Raw genomic sequence first — 16,233 nt, forward strand, 5'->3', positions numbered from 1 at the left:
CGAGCACCTGCGGCGTCCAGCGCGGGTCCGGTCCGTCGTCGAAGGTCAGCGCGACGGTCCGGTCGGGCATCGTCCGGCTGGCCGGCCGGTCCCGGTCGAGCCGCAGCACCGGCCCGCCGGTCGCGACCTCCTTCGGCACCGCCGGCCCGGCGGAGGCGCCGGCCCGCGCCGCGCCGGAACCGCCGGCGAGCCCGGTCACCAGGCCGTCGACGGTGAGCGCCGCGAGGAGCAGCACCAGCCCGAGCAGGAGCAGGACCCAGTGCGCCCGCGGATCCCGGTGGGCGACGTGCCGCGCCACCGCTACCTCGGCCTGCCCGGCGACCGGCTGGGCTTCGCGGTGCGCCGCTCGTCGCCCAGGCCCGGCTGTTCCGACGGGGTCGGCCGGGCGATGGCGGCGCCGGCGGCCGGGACGGTGCGGGTGGGCGTCGGCACCGGGGCCGAGGTGCTGGTCGCCGGCGACGGCCGGGCGCTGGTCGGCGCCGGGCCGCCCAGCCCGGAACGGCCGTCCACCTCCGCCTCCAGCGGGGCCGGTGGGCGGCTGTCCGACCAGCCGGGCAGCGACACCGACGAGTCCATGAAGAGACCGGCGGCGATCAGGCCGAGGCTGGCGAGCAGCCCCAGGCCCATCGCGGTGCCGGCGATGACGGTGAGCCGGCGTCGCCGCCCGGTCCGGTCGACGAACACCGGCGGCGCGCCGCCCGGCTGGTTGTGCATCTGCTGAACTCCCGCTGCCACGCGTGCCCGGGAGTCCACGCCCCCGGGGCCGGCCCGCCGGCCGGGCCTCCGGAGCCAACAGCGTCGGCCCCACCGCCGGCGTTACACCGGCTCAGGCCGCCCGTAGCTCCTCGGCGGCGGTGCCGGCGCGCGGGAGGAGCAGGCCGACGCCGGCCGCCACCAGCACCGCGCGGCCAGCGCACCGCCGCCGAGCGCCGCCAACTGCTCCAGCGGTACGTCGGAGGCCAGGGTCGCCTCCGGCGCCACGAGGCCCGCGCGTCAGGCGGCCGGCGTCCAGGCGGGGTCGCGGCCGGTGTCGCAGAGCAGCCGGTCGAGCCCGGACAGCCCGGCGTCGGCAGACACCGGCTCGGCGAAGACGCCCATCTTCCGGGCGTTCGGCCCGAGCTGCGCGACCAGTTCGTGCAGCGCCGCCATCGCCTCGGGGGCGGGACGGTACGGCTGGCCGGTGGCGACGGCCAGGTCCCACCCGTGCACCGTCAGGTCCAGCAGCACCATGCCGCCGACCGTCGACTGCGGCATGCCCATCCCCGGCGAGACGCCCTCCAGGGTGGACGGGTCGGACCAGGCGTCGACGAGCCGCCGCGTCTCGGCCTCGAACCGGTCGCGCCAGCCGTCGGTGAGGAGGTCGGGCTTGTCGGCCCACTCGACGGGGCGCTTCGCCGCCAGCGCCTGGAAGTTCACCACCACCTCGAACAGGTGGTTCAGCAGGTCCCGCACCGCGTACTCGCGGCAGGGCGTCGGCAGGTCGAGCTGGTCGTCGGCGATGCCGCGTACCACCGCCACGGTCGGCGGGGCGGCGACCGCCAGCAGATCACTAGTCTGGGTTGCCATACGGCCAGCGTATGGGGGTGGTCTTGAAGAAATGCGACGCCCGGCCGCGCGGGGACAGCCGGGGCATCGTGGACCCGACCCGGCTGCTGCGGCGGGTCCGCTTCCGCCGGCACCTGCCCGCCGCCGCGCTGCGCCCGTACGTCGAGCACTACTGGCTGGTCGACTGGGACCTGACCGAGCCGCTCACGCAGCAGGTCGTCCCGCACCCGGCGGTCAACGTGGTGTTCCGGCGCGACGGCGAGGGCCCGGAGACCGCCGAGGTGGCCGGGGTCGGGCGGGAACTCTTCTCGATCACCCTGACCGGTGCCGGCCGGGTCAGCGGCGTCCAGTTCCGGCCGGGCGGCTTCCGCCCGTTCTGGCGGGGCCGGTCCGTCGCCGAGCTGACCGGGCGGCGGTGGCCGGTCCCGTCGCTCGCCGACCGCTGGCCGCCGGCCGCCGCCCTGGTCGCCGCGGCGTCGGGCGGCGCCGGGCCGCCGCCCCCGGGCCGCTGCGACGGTACGGACGACGAGCGCCGCCGCGCGCTGGACGACCTCCTCCTCGGCTGGGAGCCGGAGGCGGACCCGGTCACCGACGAGGTGATCACGCTGGTGGAGGCGATCCGCGCCGACCGGACCGTGCTGCGGGTGGACGACTTCGCCCGGCGGCGGGGCCTCTCCGTCCGGCGGCTGCAACGCCTGTTCCTCGCGCACGTCGGCGTCGGCCCGAAGTGGGTGATCCGCCGGTACCGGCTCCACGAGGCGGTCGAGCAGGCGGCCGGCGGCCCGCTCGACTGGGCGGCGCTCGCGGCGGACCTCGGCTACAGCGACCAGGCCCACCTGGTGCGCGAGTTCACCGCCGCCGTCGGTGTCTCCCCGGCCGCGTACGCCCGCTCGGTCCGCTGACCCCCGGCCGGGGGCGCGAGGAGGAGGGCCGGGCGGCAGGAAGGTGGCTTCCGCGCGCCTCAGTGGCGGCGGAGGGCGACCACGGCGACGTCGTCGTGGATCTCCGGCGGGGCCAGCTCGACCAGGAGCCGCTCGCAGAACCGGTCCAGGTCGTCGTCGACGCGCGCGGCGACCCCGGCCAGCGCGGCCAGCCCGTCGTCGATCGTGGTGTCCCGCCGCTCGATCAGGCCGTCGGTGTAGAAGACCAGCGTCGCCCCGGCCGGCAACACGAACTCGAGGTCGGGCGGTCGCGGCGCGCGGACCCCGAGCAGCGGCGCCGAGTGCTGCACGAACTCCACCTTGCCGTCGAGGCTGAGCGCCGGCGGCAGGTGGCCGGCGCTGGCCAGCCGGATCCGGCCGCTGGGCGGGTGCAGCAGCAGCACGCAGATCGTGGCCAGCTCGGCGGGGAGCAGGGTGCGCATCAGCTCGTTGACCCGCTCCAGGATCTCGCCCGGCTGGTGCCCCTCCACCGCGTACGCCCGCACCGCGTGCCGCAGCTCGGCCATGACGGTCGCGGCGTGCAGCGAGTGGCCCGCCACGTCGCCGATCGCCAGCAGCAGGTGGCCGTCGAGCATCACCAGCTCGTAGAAGTCGCCGCCCACCTCGGTCTGCGCGCTCGCCGGCTCGTAGCGCACGGCCAGGTCGAGCCCGTTGATCTCGGGGATCCGGCGGGGCAGCAGGCTGCGCTGGAGGGTGACCGCGATGCGGTGCTCCTCGTCGAAGGAGCGCTGCGCCTCCACGGCCGACGCCACCGCCTGGGCGAGCTGCCGCAGTACGGGGGTGCGGGCGGTCTGCGTGGCGGTGGGTACGACGACGTAGAGCGGCGCCCGGTCCTCGCGCAGCCGCGCGGCGGCCACCGTGACCGTGTCGTCCGCCGGCCACTCGACGAGGCTCCAGCCGGCCGGCTCGTCCACCCGGACCGTCGTCCCGGTCGGCACGCCGGTGTCGTCCACGATCCACGGGACGATCGCGGCCCCGGCGTCGGGATCGGCCGCCACCCCGGCGAGGCAGTCGCCGTCGAACGTCTCGGCGATCACCGCGGCCGGGCCCTTGAAGATGCGCGCGGCCCCGGCGGCCGCCTCCTCGAGCAGCCGGGCGAAGTTCGGCGCGGAGTGCACCGCCATGGTGGTGTCGGCCAGCCCCAGCAGCCGCTCGGCGAGCAGCTCCGCCCGCTGCCGCGCCCGGTAGTAGCGCAGCACGGCGTGCGCGGTGGCGACCAGTTCCTCCGGCTCGATCGGCTCCGCCAGGTACGCGTCCGCGCCCCGGGTCAGCCCCTGCGCCCGGTCCACCACGTCCACCGCGTGCGCGGACACGTGGATCACCGGCATCGCCGGGTGTGCGGCCTTGATGCGCTCGCACACCTCGAACCCGCTCAGGTCGGGCAGCCGCACGTCGAGCACCACGAGGTCGATCGGGTCCACCCCGACGCGGGCGAGGGCCTCGCCGCCGGTCTCCGCCTCCAGCACCGAGAAGCCGGCCCGGGACAGCCAGCTGACCAGCAGGTAGCGCTTGGTGCGACTGTCGTCGACCACCAGGACGGTCGCCGCCCCGCCCTCCACCGTCACGCTCCGCCCGTGGGCAGGCTGACGGTGAACGTGCTGCCCCGGCCCGGCTCGCTGGACAGCTCCAGGGTGCCGCCGAGCAGGGTCACCAGTCGCCGCGCGTACGGCAGGCCGAGGCCGGTGCCGCCGACCCGGGTCGCGCCCGGCACCTGGTAGAACTCCTCGAAGATCCGGTCCTGCTGCTCCGGCGGGATGCCCGGCCCGGTGTCGGATACCGACAGCAGCCAGCGGTCGTCCCGCCGCTCCGCCCGCAGCCGGACCTCGCCGCGCTCGGTGAACTTGAGCCCGTTGTGCAGCAGGTTGCGCAGCACCTGGGCGAGCAGCACCTCGTCGGTGCGCAGCGTGGCCGGCACCGGCGGCTCCTCCACCACCAGCTCCACGTCGGGTCGGGTGGCCAGGGCCCGCAGCGTGCCGCGCAACTGGCCGAAGACCGGCCGCAGGTCGACCTCGGCCCAGGTGGGCTCGATCCGGCCGGATTCGGCCTTGGCCAGGTCGAGCAGCTCGTTGACCAGCACGAGCAGGTCGCTCGCCGAGGAACGGATCAGCTCGACCTGGCGGGCCTGGTCGGCGGTGAGCGGGTCGGAGGCGGAGTCGCCCAGCAGCCGGCCGAGGCCCATGATCGCGGTGACCGGCGCGCGCAGCTCGTGGCTGACGTTGGCCAGGAACCGGCTCTTCGACTCGCTGGCCGCGCGCAGCTGGGCGGACTTCTCGTCCAGCTCGGCGTAGAGGGCCACCACGCCCCGGTTGGTCTCCTCCAGCTCCTCGGTGAGCTGGTTGTAGAGCGCCATCACCCCGCGGTTGGTCTCGGCCAGTTCCTCGTTGAGCACGGCCAGCTCGTCGCGCTGGCTGCGGACCTCGTCGAGGGCGGCGATCAGCTGCGCGTTCTGGGCGGCCAGCTCGTCGAGGGCGCTGCCCGGGGCGTTCCGGCCGAGCTCGGCGCGCAGCTCGGCGAGACGCTCCGGGGTCAGCACCTCCGCGGTGGCGGGGACACGTCGGGACATCCTCACGACCGTATCCCCCTCCCCGGTCACCACGCTCAGCATGTCCACCAACCGCGCCACCGCGCCCGACTGCGGCTCGTAGCGCCCGCCGGGCAGCGGGCGCACCGGCGCCAGATCCACCCGCAGGTGCCGCCCACCCCCGACGGCGTCATACACGATGATAAATGTCACGTCGGCCCCGCCGACCGCACGCAACAGATCCCGGGCGACCTCGCTGAGCGCCGTGGCCACCCGCACCTGGTCCTGGTGCTCCAGCCCGGCCGCGGCGGCCACCTCGCGGCCCCGCTGCCGGACCACGAAGATGTCGTGCTCGACCCGCAGCGTCATCTGGAGCAGCGGCGCCGCCCCGGTGGGGCCGCTCACGACCACGCCCGGGCGACCACGACGCACGCGTCGTCGCGGCGGGTGCCGGCGTCCCGCAGCAGGGTCGCGGCCACCACGACGGGCGACCGGTCGGTGAGACCGGGATAGTCGGTGAGCTGCCAACGGTCGACCACCCCGTCACTGTGCATCACCAGCAGGTCGCCGGACTCGAAGGGGTAGTCGTACTCCCGGACCTGGGGACGCTGGTGCCCGGCGATGCCGGGCAGCGAGACCAGGCCCCGGCGCCGGCCGCCCGCGCCGAGCACGGCGGCGGAGATGTTGCCGAGCCCCGAGTAGCGCAGCACCCCGGCCGCCGGGTCCGGCTCGGCGACGGCCAGCGCCGCGCCCCGGGTGTGCGAAATCGCCCGGTGCAGGTGCTGGACGACCACCGCCGGCGGCCCGGCGGGCGCCTTCCGGAACGCGTCGAGCGCGGCGTCGGTGGCGGCGGAGGCGAGCGGCCCGTGCCCCAGCCCGTCGCAGGCCAGCACCTGCCGGCGCCCCTCGACGATCCGCCACGCGTACCCGTCGCCGCTGACCGACTCCCCGGTCAGCGGCCGGGTGAGCGCGCCGACCCAGGGCCGCTCCCGCTCCGCCCGGCGGTCCGGCCAGACCTGGACGGCCAGCGCCGTGCCCCGGCCCGGCAGGGAGTAGCCGTCGAACCAGCTCGCCTGCCGGACGATCGCCCCGAGACCGATGCCGAGCGTCCCGGTGGTGGAGTGCCCGTCCTGCGAGGAGACGGTCAGGTCGGCCATGCCGGGCCCGGCGTCGATCGCGACCAGCTCCACGCCGGCCTCCCGCTCGTGCCGGACGGGCCGCAGCAGCAGCACCCCGTCGTCGGCGTGCTTGACCAGGTTGCTGGTCAGCTCGGCGGCGACGATGGCCACGTCCCCGGTGCGCGACTCGCCCAGGTCGAGCTGGTCGCCGAGCCGTTCGGCGGCCCGGCGCGCCGCGCTGGCCGCGCTGCCGGTCTCCACCCGGAACCAGATGCCGCGGTCAGGGACCGCGTCCCCGGTCATCTCGACCACTTGGTGACCGTGATGCGGGTGCCCTCACCCACCGCGGTCTGGATGTCGAACTCGTCGACCAGCCGGCGCGCGCCGCTGAGGCCGAGGCCGAGGCCGCCGCCGGTGGTGTAGCCGTCGGTCAGCGCCATGTCGAGGTCGGCGATGCCCGGGCCGGAGTCGGCGAAGACGATCCGTACGCCACGCCGCACGCCGTTGTCCACCGTGCTCACCTCGACCGTCCCGCCGCCGCCGTACACCAGGGTGTTGCGGGCCAGCTCGCTCGCCGCGGTGACCACCTTGGTCTGGTCGACCAGCGAGAGCTTGACCGCCACCGCCACCGTACGCACCAGCTGCCGGACGCGCACCACATCCTCGTCGCTGCGGATCGCCTGCGCCTGCGGCTGGCCCAGGTCGACGCCGGCGGTCATGACGAGGCCGTCGTCTCGGCGTCCGGTTCGTCGTCGAACGCGAGCTCCTGCTCGTCGCCGCGGGCAGCGGCGATCAGCTCCATGCCCCGTTCGACGTTGAGGGCCGTACGGATGCCGTTGAGCGACAGGCCCAGCTCGACCAGGGTGATGGCGACGGCGGGGCGCATCCCGACGACCACCGTCTCCGCGTCGAGGACCTTCGAGATCGAGGCGATGGTCGACAGCATCCGCCCGACGAAGGAGTCGACGATGTCCAGGGCCGTGATGTCGATGATCACGCCGTGGCAGCCGGTCGCGACGATGCGCTCCGCGAGGTCCTCCTGGAGCTGCACCGCCGTCTGGTCGGACATGTCGACCTGGATGGAGACCAGCAGGATGTCGCCGATCTTGAGGATCGGGACCCGCTCCATCACGCCTCCCGGCGCTGGCGGCGGCCGGTCTCGACCCCGGTGAGCCGGAGCACGTGCCGCAGCGCGTCGGCGAGGCTGGCCTTGGTGGCGATGTCGCCGAACTCGATGCCCAGGGCGACGATGGTCTGCGCGATCTGCGGCCGGATGCCGGAGATGATGCAGTCGGCGCCCATCAGCCGGGCGGCCACCACCGTCTTCAGGATGTGCTGGGCGACCTGGGTGTCCACCGCCGGTACGCCGGTGATGTCGATGATCGCGTAGGGCGAGCCGGTGTCGACGAGGGTCTGGAGCAGCCGCTCCATCACCACCTGGGCGCGGGCCGAGTCGAGGGTGCCGACCAGCGGGACGGCGACGACGCCCTCCCAGAGCTTCACCACCGGGGTGGAGAGCTCCAGCAGCTGCTCCGCCTGGTCGGCGATGAGGCTCTCCCGGGTGCGGACGAAGCTCTCGAAGGTGAACAGGCCCATCTGGTCGATCAGCCCGGAGAAGGCGACGAAGTCGCGGAGCGTGTCGGGGCCGCTCTCGGCCTCCATCAGCTCCAGCAGCACCTCCTTGAGCGCGAACACGCTGATCGCCGTCTCCGAGGCGGAGAAGCCCTGCCGGGCCCGGCCCCGCGACAGCTCCGCCAGCACGGCGCGCAGCTCGGTGGCCTGCTCGGAGTCGAAGTCGAGGGCCCCCTGCCGGGCACTGGTGATCATGCTGCCGTGCAGCTCCTGCACCTGCCGGCGCAGCTCTCCCTGGGTGAGTCGCCCGCGCAGGGACGCCGCGACGATCTCGGCCCACCGCTGCGTGACGCGCTCGGCGCGATCTGTCAGCAGACCCGCAAGTCGGCCGCTCTCCTCGGCGCTCAGCGCCATGGCAAAACCCCCTTCGACCTGGACCGGCGGACTCTATCACCGGAGGCCCCGCGGCTAGTTGCCGCAGAGCAAACGAATGACGGTGCCCACCGGATACCGGCTCCCGTTCTGCGTACGACCCCGATCGTGGGATACCGTTTCCCCGATAACAGGAGGTCTGGCGAATGTCCTTGACGGTGCACACGGAACAGCGCGGCGACGTGGTCGTCGTGTCGGTCGCGGGCGAGCTGGACATGGCGACCGCACCGCAGTTGCAGGACCAGATCACCGACCTGCTCGACAAGGGCCGCAGCCGGCTCGTCTTCGACCTGGCGAACGTCTCGTTCTGCGACTCGACCGGGCTGTCGGTGTTCGTCCGCGCCAAGAACAGCTGCGACGAGGCCGGCGGCGTGGTGCGGCTGGCCGCCCCGCAGCGCGGGGTGCTCCGCATCCTGGAGGTCAGCGGCCTCGTCGAGGTGCTGCACACCTACCCGACGGTCGACCAGGCCGTGGCCGGCGACCCGACGCCGGCCTCCTCCTGACCGTTCCGCCTCACGCCTCGTCCTCGATGTGGCGGGGACGGGCGATCACCATGCCCGCCCCGGTCTGCACGGCGAGCGCCACCAGCAGGAACCCGATCGGGGCGGTCCACCCGCCGGTCGCCTCGTAGAGGATGCCCACCAGCAGCGGGCCCAGGGCCGCGACGAGGTAGCCGACGCTCTGGCTGAACGCGGAGAGCGCCACCGTCCCCTCGGTGGTCCGGGCGCGCAGCCCGATGGTCGCCAGGATCATCGGGAAGGCGCTCTGCCCGATCGCGAGCAGCACCACCCAGAGCAGCGCCCCGTCGTGCGGCGCGACGGCCATCCCGACGTAGGCGAGGGCCATCGCGGCGGAGAGCGTCAGCACCAGCGGGTGCAGCGTGCGCAGCCGGCCGGCCAGGGTCGGCATGAGCAACGCGATCGGCACGCCCAGCGCCGTCACCCCGGCGAGCAGCAGGCCGGCGTCCTGGGGGCGGTAGCCGGCGTCGCGGAAGAGCTGGGCCAGCCAGCCCATGATCGCGTACGCGCCCAGCGACTGCGTGCCGAAGTAGACCGCCATCGCCCAGCCGAGCCGGGTGCGTCCCGGCCGGATCCGGCTGGACCGGGGCGGCACCGCCGCCGGGGGCGCCCCGCGCCGGGCCGCCCGCGCCCGCAGCGCCAGCGGCACCCACGGGAGCAGCGCCGCCAGGGCCAGCCCGGCCCAGACGGCGAGCCCGGCGCGCCAGGTGCCGAACGCGTGCGCCACCGGCACCGCCGCCGCGGCGGCCGCCGCCGCCCCCACCGTCAACGTCATCGAGTACGCGCCGGTGACCAGCCCGATGCGGTGCGGGAAGTACTGCTTGACCAGGAGCGGGAGCAGGACGTTCGCCACCGCGATCCCGGCCAGCGCGAGGGCGCTGCCGGCGATGAAGACCAGCACGGAGTCCGTGCCGACGCGGACGAGCTGGCCGGCGGCGAGGATGGTCATCGCCACCACCAGCACCCGGGCCGGGGAGTGCCGGCGGACCAGCCGGGGGGTGAGCGCCCCGAAGACGGCGAAGGCGACGGCGGGCAGCGTGGTGACGAGCCCGGCCAGCGCACCGGAGAGGGCCAGCCCGTCGCGCACCTCGTCGAGCAGGGCGCCGAGGCTGGTGATGGCGGCCCGCAGGTTGAGCGCGACGAGCAGCATGCCGACGAGCACGAGCAGGCCACCGGCGACCGGGTTCACCGGCGCGGGGGTGGCGCCGGTCGACCCGGCGGCGGGAGCCGGCGCGGTGGCCGGGGCGGGCGCCCCGGCCGGCCCGGCGGTCGTCTCCCGCGCCGGACGCGGCGAGGCTCCGGCGTCGACGGCCTCGGTGGTGGTTGGCGGGGTCATGCGTCTGAACCTACAATCATGGGATGAATTCCAGGCGGGTGATGTAACCAGTGCCACCGCCGGTTGATTCCCCCACCGCGCCGCCCCGCGGGCACCGGGTGCGGCAGACCATCGCGCAGCTCAGGGAGCGGATCCTCGGCGGCGAGTGGCCGGTGGGCGGGCGGATCCCCACCGAGCCGCAGCTCGTCGCGGCGCTCGGCGTGGGGCGCAACACGGTCCGCGAGGCGGTGCGGGCGCTGGTGCACGCCGGGGTGTTGGAGTGCCGGCAGGGCTCCGGGACGTACGTGGTGTCGACCGACGAGCTGGCCCCCGTGGTGGCCCGCCGGCTCACCGACGACCGGATGGCCGAGGTCGTCGAGGTGCGGCGCGCCTTCGAGGTGGAGGCGGCCCGGCTCGCCGCGCTGCGGCGTACGCCGGAGGACCTGGCCGCGCTCGACGGCGCGCTCGCGGCCCGCGAGGCGGCCTGGCGCGGCGGCCGGGTCGACGAGTTCGTGGAGGCCGACGCCGCGCTGCACGTCGCCGTCGTCGCGGCCGCGCACAACGGCATGCTCGCCGAGCTGTACGCCTCGGTGGGCGCCGCGCTGCGCAGCACCGTCGCCCAGTCGATGGGGGACGCGCTGGAGCCCGAACGCTACGTCGACCACTCCCGGCTGGTCGAGGCGATCCGGGACGGCGACCCGCACCGGGCGGCGATCGAAGCCGGCGCTTTTCTGGAGCCGCCACCCGGGGCATAGGTTGTGCCGGACGGAAGACCGGACACCTCGGGAGTATGGATGCTCAAGGGCTTCAAAGACTTCATCATGCGCGGAAACGTCGTCGACCTCGCGGTCGGCGTCGTCATCGGCGCCGCGTTCACGGCGGTCGTCACATCGCTGACCAACGCGTTCCTCAAGCCGTTGATTGCGCTTTTCGTGCTACTGCTCACCGGCAAGAGCAACGGGCTCGAGGGAGCCGCGTGGACGATCCGCGGGGTCGACTTCGACTGGATCAGCTTCGTCAACGCGCTGATCACCTTCCTGCTCACCGCGGCGGCGCTCTACTTCCTCGTGGTATTCCCGATGAACAAGCTGGCCGAGCGGCGCCGGCGGGGCGAGGAGCCGCCGCCGAAGGCGCCGAGCGAGGAGGTCAAGCTGCTCACCGAGATCCGGGACGCCCTGGTCGCCGCCGGGCACGCGACTCCCGGCCAGCAGCGCGGCGCGCTCCACGACGTGCTCGGCCGCCGGGAGGAACCGCCCACTCCGCGCTGAACCCGGCGCACGCACATCGGCCCCTGCGGGAATCCCGCAGGGGCCGCACATTTTCGTACGCGTGTTCGATAGAGTCTCCGCCATGGAGCAGCGGAAGCACTGGTGGAACGGGAAGTGGGGCCGGTTGGCGCGGCGGGACGTCTTCCTCCGCGTGGACGCCGACCGGTGGCACGTCGAGCAGCGGGCCGGCGGCGCCGAGGGCGTGTCCCAGTTCTACGAGTACGGCAGCGCCGAGGAGGCCGAGGATACGGTCCGGGCGCTGCTCCAGGGCGCCGACGGTTGGCGGGAGCTCTCCCCCCGCCCGCCGAGCGCCTGGTCGCCGGAGTCCTGAGGCGTCGCCGGAGTTCTGAGGCTTCGCCGGAGTCCTGAGGCGGAGCCGGCGCGGGCGGTTTAGCCGGAGCGGGGGCCGGGAACCGCGCGGGAATGAACCAACAGGGCACCGAGCGACAGGCGATGGTTTCCCGGGTCACCACGGGCATGCGGGTGATCGACGTCGAGGGCGCCGAGGTCGGCACGGTCGACCTCGTGCAGCGGGGTGACCCCAACGCGGTGACCGTGCAGGCGCCGACCGCCGACCCCGGCAGCAGCCTGGACGAGCTGATCGAGTCGACGGCGGTCGAGGAGCCGGACGTGCCGGCAGACCTGGCGGCCCGGCTGCTGCACAGCGGCTACCTGAAGGTCTCCACGGACCTGGCGCGCACGGGCGCGGTCTACGTGCTCGCCGAGCAGATCACCGCCGTCGCCGACGACCGGGTGAGTCTCGCCGTCCCGGCCCGCGACCTGCCGCCCGAGGAGTGAGCGACGTGGCGCGGGGCCGCTGGCCGGGGCCGGGGCTGGGGCCTCGAACTCCCGAGGCGACGGCATACCCGACGCACGCTGTCGGGCTGACGTCGTAGACGATTCACCCTCCCCACGCCGCATCCCCCGCCACTGGCTCGGCCACCGCCACTCCCACACCGGCCGCCACGGCTCCCACGCCGGCCATCCACGTCCGGCCCCGACGCAACCCGACGGTCGTCCGGACCCGTCGAGCTTGCGGAGGAGGGAGCCCCGATGGCGGATGCCGAGGGTGAGTTCGTGGAGTACGTCTCCGCGCGACTGCCGAGACTGCACCGGACCGCGTACCTGATGTGCGGCGACGCCCACCTGGCCGACGACGTGGTGCAGCAGACGATCACCGCGCTGTACGTGAACTGGCGCCGGGTCAGGCGGGCCGACAACGTCGACGCGTACGTGCACCGGATGCTGGTCCACAAGCTCGTCGACGAGAAGCGGTTGGGCTGGGCGAAGGTCCGGCTGCTGGGGTGGATGCCGGAGCCGGAGCGTCCGCCGGTCACACCGCACGACGACCTGGCCGAGCGGGACAGCCTGCTCGCCGCGCTCGCCCGCCTTCCCCGCGGCCAGCGCACCGTGCTGGTCCTGCGGTTCCTGTGCGACCTGTCGCTGGCCGACACCGCCGCCGCGATGGGCTGCTCCGAAGGCAACGTGAAATCGCAGACGGCGCGCGCGCTGGCGGCGGTCCGCCAGGTGCTCGACGTCACCGAGCTGGCCGGGAGGAATTCGAGATGACCGCATTGGACGACCAGCGGATCGCCGCACTGCTGCAGGCGGCGCCGGTTCCCGAGCCGCGGGTCGACGTGGGCCGCGCGGTCGCCGACGGCCGGCGCAGCCGCCGGCGCCGCCGCGTCGGCGGGCTCACCGCGATGACGGTGCTGGCCGGGCTCGGCGTCGTGGGCGCCGTCCAGCTCGGCGGGCCCGCCGGCCGGCCCGCTCCGGCCGCGCCGGCCCTCGCGGCGTCAGCGGCCGGCACCGCGTCGGCCGCCCCGGTCCCGTCGGTCACCTGCGAGGCGTCGTGGCTGCCGCAGCCGATCGACGGCCCGGTCGCGGTGGCGAACGACGTCGACCCCACCGGCCGGTACGTCATCGGCGAGATCGGCACCGGGCAGGAGGACGGGCGGGTCGTGCTGTGGACCGACGGCAAGGCACACGTCCTGCCGGTCGGCGCGCGGCACGCCGCCGCGGTCAACGCCGACGGCACCGTGATCGGCACCAACGGCGACGGCACCGGGTGGGTCTACCGGAACGGGAAGCTGCGCTTCCTGGCCACCCCGCCCGGCTACCGGACGGTCCTCGTGCACGCCGTCAACGGCCGGGGCGACATCGCCGGCACCGCCACGGGAGCCGGCGACGCGCACCACGCCGTGCTCTGGTCGGCGGACCGCCCGCAGGAGCACCGGCTGCTCGGCCGGCCCGGATCCGCCGCGACCGGGATCACCGAGGACGGCACGGTCGTCGGCACGATGGGCCAACTGCCCTACCGGTGGACGCCGCAGGGCACCGGGGCGGCGCTGGCGCTGCCCGACGGCCACCCGCGCGCCTCGGTCGAGTCGGCGCACGGCGAATGGGCGATCGGCATGGTTCCCGGCGACCGGCAGGGCGGTGCGGTGCAGATGCTGCCGGTGCGTTGGAATCTCACGACGGGTGCGGTGAGCCTCCCGCCGTTCCCGGGGGTGGCCGCGGTCGCCGGCAACGGCGACCTGCTGGTCGGCGGCAAGGAGCCGCTGGTCGTCGCCCCGGACGGCACGTCCCGCAAGCTGCCGGGCCGGCCCGACGTCCGGGCGACCGGGGCGGGCACGTACACGGCCAACGGGATCAGCGACGACGGTCTGACGGTGGTCGGCGCCGTCTACGAGAACCAGGTGCACCGGCCGCTGGTGTGGCACTGCCGCCGCTGAGGGTCGCGCGATGTCGTGAACGACCCGGCTCCGAGCGCATGGGAGGTCAGTTGTCGCCGGTCCGGCCGCTCGCCGCCGAGGCGACAGCGACCCCGGCGGCACCCGGCCCGGCGGCGCCAGGTCCGGTGACGCCAAGCCCGGGGGCGGCAGATCCGGCGGCGTCAGGCTCGGTGGCACTCGGCCCGGCGGCGGCAGATCCAGGGGCGGCAGATCCGGGGGCCGCTTCGGGGACGGGTTCGGGGGCGGGTTCGGGGGCGGGTTCGGGGGCCGCTTCGGGCGGCGGTTGCGGCGCGGCCGGGTCGGCGGGTCGCCGGCGGAAGAGCAGGAGCATCAGCCCGCCGGCGACCAGCCCCCAGAACGCGCCGCCGACGCCCAGCAGGGTCACCCCGGAGGCGGTGACCACGAACGTGACCACCGCGGCCTCCCGGGCGGCGGGCTCGGCCAGCGCGGAGGTGAGCGCGGTGGCCAGCGCGCCGAGCAGCGCGAGCCCGGCGACCGCCTCGATCAGCACGGGCGGGGCGAGCGCGATCAGCGCGGTGGCCGCCCCGGCGCCCAGCCCGAGCAGGGCCAGCCCCGCGCCGGCGGTGACCGAGGCGATCCAGCGCCGGTCCGGGTCGGGGTGGGCGTCCGGGCCGGCGGCCAGCGCGGCGGTGATGGCCGCGAGGTTGACCGCGTGCCCGCCGGCGGGGGCGGCGGCCAGGCTGGTCAGCCCCGTGGCCCGCAGCGCGGCCCCGAACGGCGGGCGGTAGCCGTAGCCGACCAGCACCGCCATCCCCGGCACGTTCTGCGCGGCCATGGTGACCAGGAAGAGCGGCAGCGCCAGGCCGACCAGGGCGGAGACGTTCCAGGCCGGCGTGGTCAGCGCCACGGCCGGCAGCAGCCGCGCGCCGCCGAGGTCGGCGACGGGAGCGGTCAGCGCGATCGCCACCACCGCCACCGCCAGCGCGCCCGGCACCGCCCAGCGCCGCGCGAACCGGTGCAGCAGCAGCCAGGCGAGCACCACGGGGGCGGCCAGCCGAGGCACCTCGACCAGCGCGCGGACCGGCGCGGTGCACAGCGGCAGCAGGACGCCGGCCAGCATGGCGCCCGCGACCGGTCGGGGGATCGCCGCGACGGCCCGACCGAGCGCCGGGAACAGCCCGGCGGCCACGATCAGGACGCCCGAGACGAGGAACGCCCCGACGGCGACGGGCCAGCCGCCGGGCACCGGGCCGGTGGCGACCAGCAGCGCCGCGCCCGGGGTGGACCAGGCGATGCTCATCGGGATCCGGTGCCGAAGGCCGAGCCAGACGGCGGACACCCCGGACGCGACGCAGACCGCCAGCAGCCCGGAGGCGGCCTGCGCGTCGGTGGCCCCGACGGCCCGCAGGCCGGCCAGCACCACGGTGAACGAACTGGCGAAGCCCACCAGCGCGGTGACCACCCCCGCCAGCAACGGCTGCGACCGTCCCGCCATCCCCGCCCCCGATCGTTCCGTTTACGGAACAGAACCGTGTAGCACCATAGCGGGATGCCACCGACGTCACCAGCCCAGCCGCCGCACGCCGACCCGGAACTCGTGGCCGTCGGCCGGCGGCTACGCGTACTGCGCGAGGAGCGGGGCATCTCGCTGTCCACGCTGGCCCGGCTGGCCGGGGTGGGAAAGGCGACCCTCTCCGGGCTGGAGCACGGCACCCGGAACCCGACCCTGGAGACGCTCTACGCGATCACCGCGCAGCTCGGCGTGCCGCTGACGGCGGTGCTCTCCGGCCCGGGCGCCGGCCCCACCATCCGCGGCGCGGCGGTCAGCGGCATCCTGCTGGAGGTCTTCGAGGACGCCGACGCCACCTACGAGCTGTACCGGATGCTGGTCTCCCCCGGCCGGGAACAGCTCTCCCCCGCGCACCAGCGGGGCGTCACCGAGCACGTCACCGTCTTCGCGGGCGTGCTGCGCGCCGGCCCGGTCGACGCGCCGCTCACCGCCGCCGCCGGCGGGCACCTGCGCTGGACGTCCGACGTGCCGCACGTGTACGCCGCCGTCGGCGACGAGGAGGTCGCCGCCAGCCTCCTGCTCCGCTACCCCCGCCACTGACGGGCCCCGCCACGACCGCCGGCCCGCGCCGACACCCCCACCGACCGCCGGCCCGCGCCGGCCACACAGCCCACCCGCCGGCCGGCGTCGGCACCCCACCGACCGCCGACCGGCGGCGTCACCTCCACCGACGGACGCCGGCAACAGCTCAGCCGTCGGCCGGCAGTGTCACCTCCGCTGGCGGACGCCGGCGGCAG

19 protein-coding genes and 1 pseudogene are annotated in these 16,233 nt (G+C 75.3%); 9 read left to right on the plus strand and 11 right to left on the minus strand.

The genetic code is table 11. The features are described 5' to 3' along the window. The 3 genes and pseudogenes from ACWENR_RS17970 to ACWENR_RS17980 form a co-directional block, all read right to left on the minus strand. Positions 1 to 298: pseudogene (locus tag ACWENR_RS17970) on the minus strand (bi-functional transferase/deacetylase); the annotation flags it as partial. A gap of 2 nt (positions 299 to 300) precedes the next feature. Further along, positions 301 to 714, minus strand: coding sequence for a hypothetical protein (locus tag ACWENR_RS17975; protein ID WP_452278114.1), 414 nt, complete (start codon positions 712 to 714; stop codon positions 301 to 303). 279 nt (positions 715 to 993) lie between these two features. After that, a complete protein-coding gene (locus ACWENR_RS17980; RefSeq protein WP_452278115.1) occupies positions 994 to 1,566 on the minus strand; it encodes a TIGR03086 family metal-binding protein in 573 nt (190 codons plus the stop codon). Between the two features lie 17 nt (positions 1,567 to 1,583). On the opposite strand from ACWENR_RS17980, the gene ACWENR_RS17985 reads away from it, so the two are divergent. Beyond that, entirely contained in the window at positions 1,584 to 2,447 is an 864-nt protein-coding gene (locus tag ACWENR_RS17985; protein ID WP_452278116.1) for a DUF6597 domain-containing transcriptional factor, read from the plus strand. A gap of 59 nt (positions 2,448 to 2,506) precedes the next feature. On the opposite strand, the gene ACWENR_RS17990 is transcribed toward ACWENR_RS17985, so the two are convergent. From ACWENR_RS17990 to ACWENR_RS18015, 6 genes are read right to left on the minus strand one after another with little or no spacing between them, the layout of a single operon-like run. Then, a complete protein-coding gene (locus ACWENR_RS17990) occupies positions 2,507 to 4,045 on the minus strand; it encodes a SpoIIE family protein phosphatase (RefSeq protein ID WP_452278139.1) in 1,539 nt (512 codons plus the stop codon). A 2-nt stretch (positions 4,046 to 4,047) separates the two neighbouring features. Next, positions 4,048 to 5,376, minus strand: coding sequence for an ATP-binding protein (locus tag ACWENR_RS17995; RefSeq protein ID WP_452278140.1), 1,329 nt, complete (start codon positions 5,374 to 5,376; stop codon positions 4,048 to 4,050). Positions 5,377 to 5,408: 32 nt separating this feature from the next. After that, on the minus strand, positions 5,409 to 6,428 hold the full coding sequence (locus tag ACWENR_RS18000; protein ID WP_452278141.1) for a SpoIIE family protein phosphatase: 1,020 nt from the start codon (positions 6,426 to 6,428) through the stop codon (positions 5,409 to 5,411). Next, positions 6,425 to 6,844, minus strand: coding sequence for an ATP-binding protein (locus ACWENR_RS18005; protein ID WP_452278117.1), 420 nt, complete (start codon positions 6,842 to 6,844; stop codon positions 6,425 to 6,427). The genes ACWENR_RS18000 and ACWENR_RS18005 overlap by 4 nt, the downstream gene beginning before the upstream one ends. Beyond that, positions 6,841 to 7,254 (minus strand): STAS domain-containing protein, encoded by a 414-nt coding sequence (locus ACWENR_RS18010; protein WP_452278118.1) that lies wholly within the window; start codon positions 7,252 to 7,254, stop codon positions 6,841 to 6,843. Before ACWENR_RS18010 ends, ACWENR_RS18005 begins: the two co-directional genes overlap by 4 nt. Further along, entirely contained in the window at positions 7,254 to 8,111 is an 858-nt protein-coding gene (locus ACWENR_RS18015; protein WP_452278119.1) for an STAS domain-containing protein, read from the minus strand. The genes ACWENR_RS18010 and ACWENR_RS18015 overlap by 1 nt, the downstream gene beginning before the upstream one ends. A 164-nt stretch (positions 8,112 to 8,275) precedes the next feature. Between ACWENR_RS18015 and ACWENR_RS18020 the strand changes: the two genes are divergently transcribed. After that, positions 8,276 to 8,632: an STAS domain-containing protein gene (locus tag ACWENR_RS18020; RefSeq protein ID WP_092381119.1), complete on the plus strand. Its 357-nt coding sequence runs from the start codon at positions 8,276 to 8,278 to the stop codon at positions 8,630 to 8,632. A 10-nt stretch (positions 8,633 to 8,642) separates the two neighbouring features. Here the strand turns inward: ACWENR_RS18020 and ACWENR_RS18025 are convergent, their stop codons facing one another. Continuing rightward, entirely contained in the window at positions 8,643 to 9,983 is a 1,341-nt protein-coding gene (locus ACWENR_RS18025; RefSeq protein WP_452278120.1) for an MFS transporter, read from the minus strand. A 50-nt stretch (positions 9,984 to 10,033) separates the two neighbouring features. Here ACWENR_RS18025 and ACWENR_RS18030 point away from each other — a divergent pair, with 50 nt between their 5' ends. The 6 genes from ACWENR_RS18030 (at position 10,034) to ACWENR_RS18055 (ending at position 13,965) form a co-directional block, all read left to right on the plus strand. Beyond that, positions 10,034 to 10,717 (plus strand): FadR/GntR family transcriptional regulator, encoded by a 684-nt coding sequence (locus tag ACWENR_RS18030; protein ID WP_452278121.1) that lies wholly within the window; start codon positions 10,034 to 10,036, stop codon positions 10,715 to 10,717. Positions 10,718 to 10,756: 39 nt separating this feature from the next. After that, the gene (gene mscL, locus ACWENR_RS18035; protein WP_452278122.1) at positions 10,757 to 11,230 is read left to right on the plus strand and encodes a large conductance mechanosensitive channel protein MscL; all 474 of its coding nucleotides are present in this window, start codon (positions 10,757 to 10,759) and stop codon (positions 11,228 to 11,230) included. Between the two features lie 82 nt (positions 11,231 to 11,312). After that, complete coding sequence (locus ACWENR_RS18040) at positions 11,313 to 11,561, plus strand: hypothetical protein (RefSeq protein ID WP_452278123.1); 249 nt, start codon at positions 11,313 to 11,315, stop codon at positions 11,559 to 11,561. 92 nt (positions 11,562 to 11,653) lie between these two features. Beyond that, positions 11,654 to 12,028 carry a hypothetical protein gene (locus ACWENR_RS18045; RefSeq protein WP_452278124.1) on the plus strand — a complete coding sequence of 125 codons (375 nt, stop codon included), beginning with the start codon at positions 11,654 to 11,656 and terminating at the stop codon, positions 12,026 to 12,028. 255 nt (positions 12,029 to 12,283) lie between these two features. Beyond that, positions 12,284 to 12,799, plus strand: coding sequence for a SigE family RNA polymerase sigma factor (locus ACWENR_RS18050; RefSeq protein WP_452278125.1), 516 nt, complete (start codon positions 12,284 to 12,286; stop codon positions 12,797 to 12,799). Then, the gene (locus tag ACWENR_RS18055) at positions 12,796 to 13,965 is read left to right on the plus strand and encodes a hypothetical protein (protein WP_452278126.1); all 1,170 of its coding nucleotides are present in this window, start codon (positions 12,796 to 12,798) and stop codon (positions 13,963 to 13,965) included. The genes ACWENR_RS18050 and ACWENR_RS18055 overlap by 4 nt, the downstream gene beginning before the upstream one ends. A 46-nt stretch (positions 13,966 to 14,011) precedes the next feature. Here the strand turns inward: ACWENR_RS18055 and ACWENR_RS18060 are convergent, their stop codons facing one another. Continuing rightward, positions 14,012 to 15,421 carry a benzoate/H(+) symporter BenE family transporter gene (locus ACWENR_RS18060; RefSeq protein ID WP_452278127.1) on the minus strand — a complete coding sequence of 470 codons (1,410 nt, stop codon included), beginning with the start codon at positions 15,419 to 15,421 and terminating at the stop codon, positions 14,012 to 14,014. A 54-nt stretch (positions 15,422 to 15,475) separates the two neighbouring features. Here ACWENR_RS18060 and ACWENR_RS18065 point away from each other — a divergent pair, with 54 nt between their 5' ends. Further along, on the plus strand, positions 15,476 to 16,036 hold the full coding sequence (locus ACWENR_RS18065; RefSeq protein WP_452278128.1) for a helix-turn-helix domain-containing protein: 561 nt from the start codon (positions 15,476 to 15,478) through the stop codon (positions 16,034 to 16,036). Positions 16,037 to 16,233: the final 197 nt, after the last annotated feature.

Source organism: Micromonospora sp. NPDC004336 (assembly GCF_053602615.1).

Bases quoted from the DNA above. Each gene is read 5' to 3' on its own strand.
- ACWENR_RS18015 (WP_452278119.1), bottom strand. From the start codon at position 8,111: ATGGCGCTGAGCGCCGAGGAGAGCGGCCGACTTGCGGGTCTGCTGACA.
- ACWENR_RS18060 (WP_452278127.1), bottom strand. From the start codon at position 15,421: ATGGCGGGACGGTCGCAGCCGTTGCTGGCGGGGGTGGTCACCGCGCTG.
- ACWENR_RS18050 (WP_452278125.1), top strand. From the start codon at position 12,284: ATGGCGGATGCCGAGGGTGAGTTCGTGGAGTACGTCTCCGCGCGACTG.
- ACWENR_RS17995 (WP_452278140.1), bottom strand. From the start codon at position 5,376: ATGACGCTGCGGGTCGAGCACGACATCTTCGTGGTCCGGCAGCGGGGC.
- ACWENR_RS18065 (WP_452278128.1), top strand. From the start codon at position 15,476: ATGCCACCGACGTCACCAGCCCAGCCGCCGCACGCCGACCCGGAACTC.
- ACWENR_RS17980 (WP_452278115.1), bottom strand. From the start codon at position 1,566: ATGGCAACCCAGACTAGTGATCTGCTGGCGGTCGCCGCCCCGCCGACC.
- ACWENR_RS18045 (WP_452278124.1), top strand. From the start codon at position 11,654: ATGAACCAACAGGGCACCGAGCGACAGGCGATGGTTTCCCGGGTCACC.
- ACWENR_RS18000 (WP_452278141.1), bottom strand. From the start codon at position 6,428: ATGACCGGGGACGCGGTCCCTGACCGCGGCATCTGGTTCCGGGTGGAG.
- ACWENR_RS18005 (WP_452278117.1), bottom strand. From the start codon at position 6,844: ATGACCGCCGGCGTCGACCTGGGCCAGCCGCAGGCGCAGGCGATCCGC.
- ACWENR_RS18010 (WP_452278118.1), bottom strand. From the start codon at position 7,254: ATGGAGCGGGTCCCGATCCTCAAGATCGGCGACATCCTGCTGGTCTCC.
- ACWENR_RS18055 (WP_452278126.1), top strand. From the start codon at position 12,796: ATGACCGCATTGGACGACCAGCGGATCGCCGCACTGCTGCAGGCGGCG.
- ACWENR_RS18020 (WP_092381119.1), top strand. From the start codon at position 8,276: ATGTCCTTGACGGTGCACACGGAACAGCGCGGCGACGTGGTCGTCGTG.
- ACWENR_RS18025 (WP_452278120.1), bottom strand. From the start codon at position 9,983: ATGACCCCGCCAACCACCACCGAGGCCGTCGACGCCGGAGCCTCGCCG.
- ACWENR_RS18040 (WP_452278123.1), top strand. From the start codon at position 11,313: ATGGAGCAGCGGAAGCACTGGTGGAACGGGAAGTGGGGCCGGTTGGCG.
- ACWENR_RS17975 (WP_452278114.1), bottom strand. From the start codon at position 714: ATGCACAACCAGCCGGGCGGCGCGCCGCCGGTGTTCGTCGACCGGACC.
- mscL (WP_452278122.1), top strand. From the start codon at position 10,757: ATGCTCAAGGGCTTCAAAGACTTCATCATGCGCGGAAACGTCGTCGAC.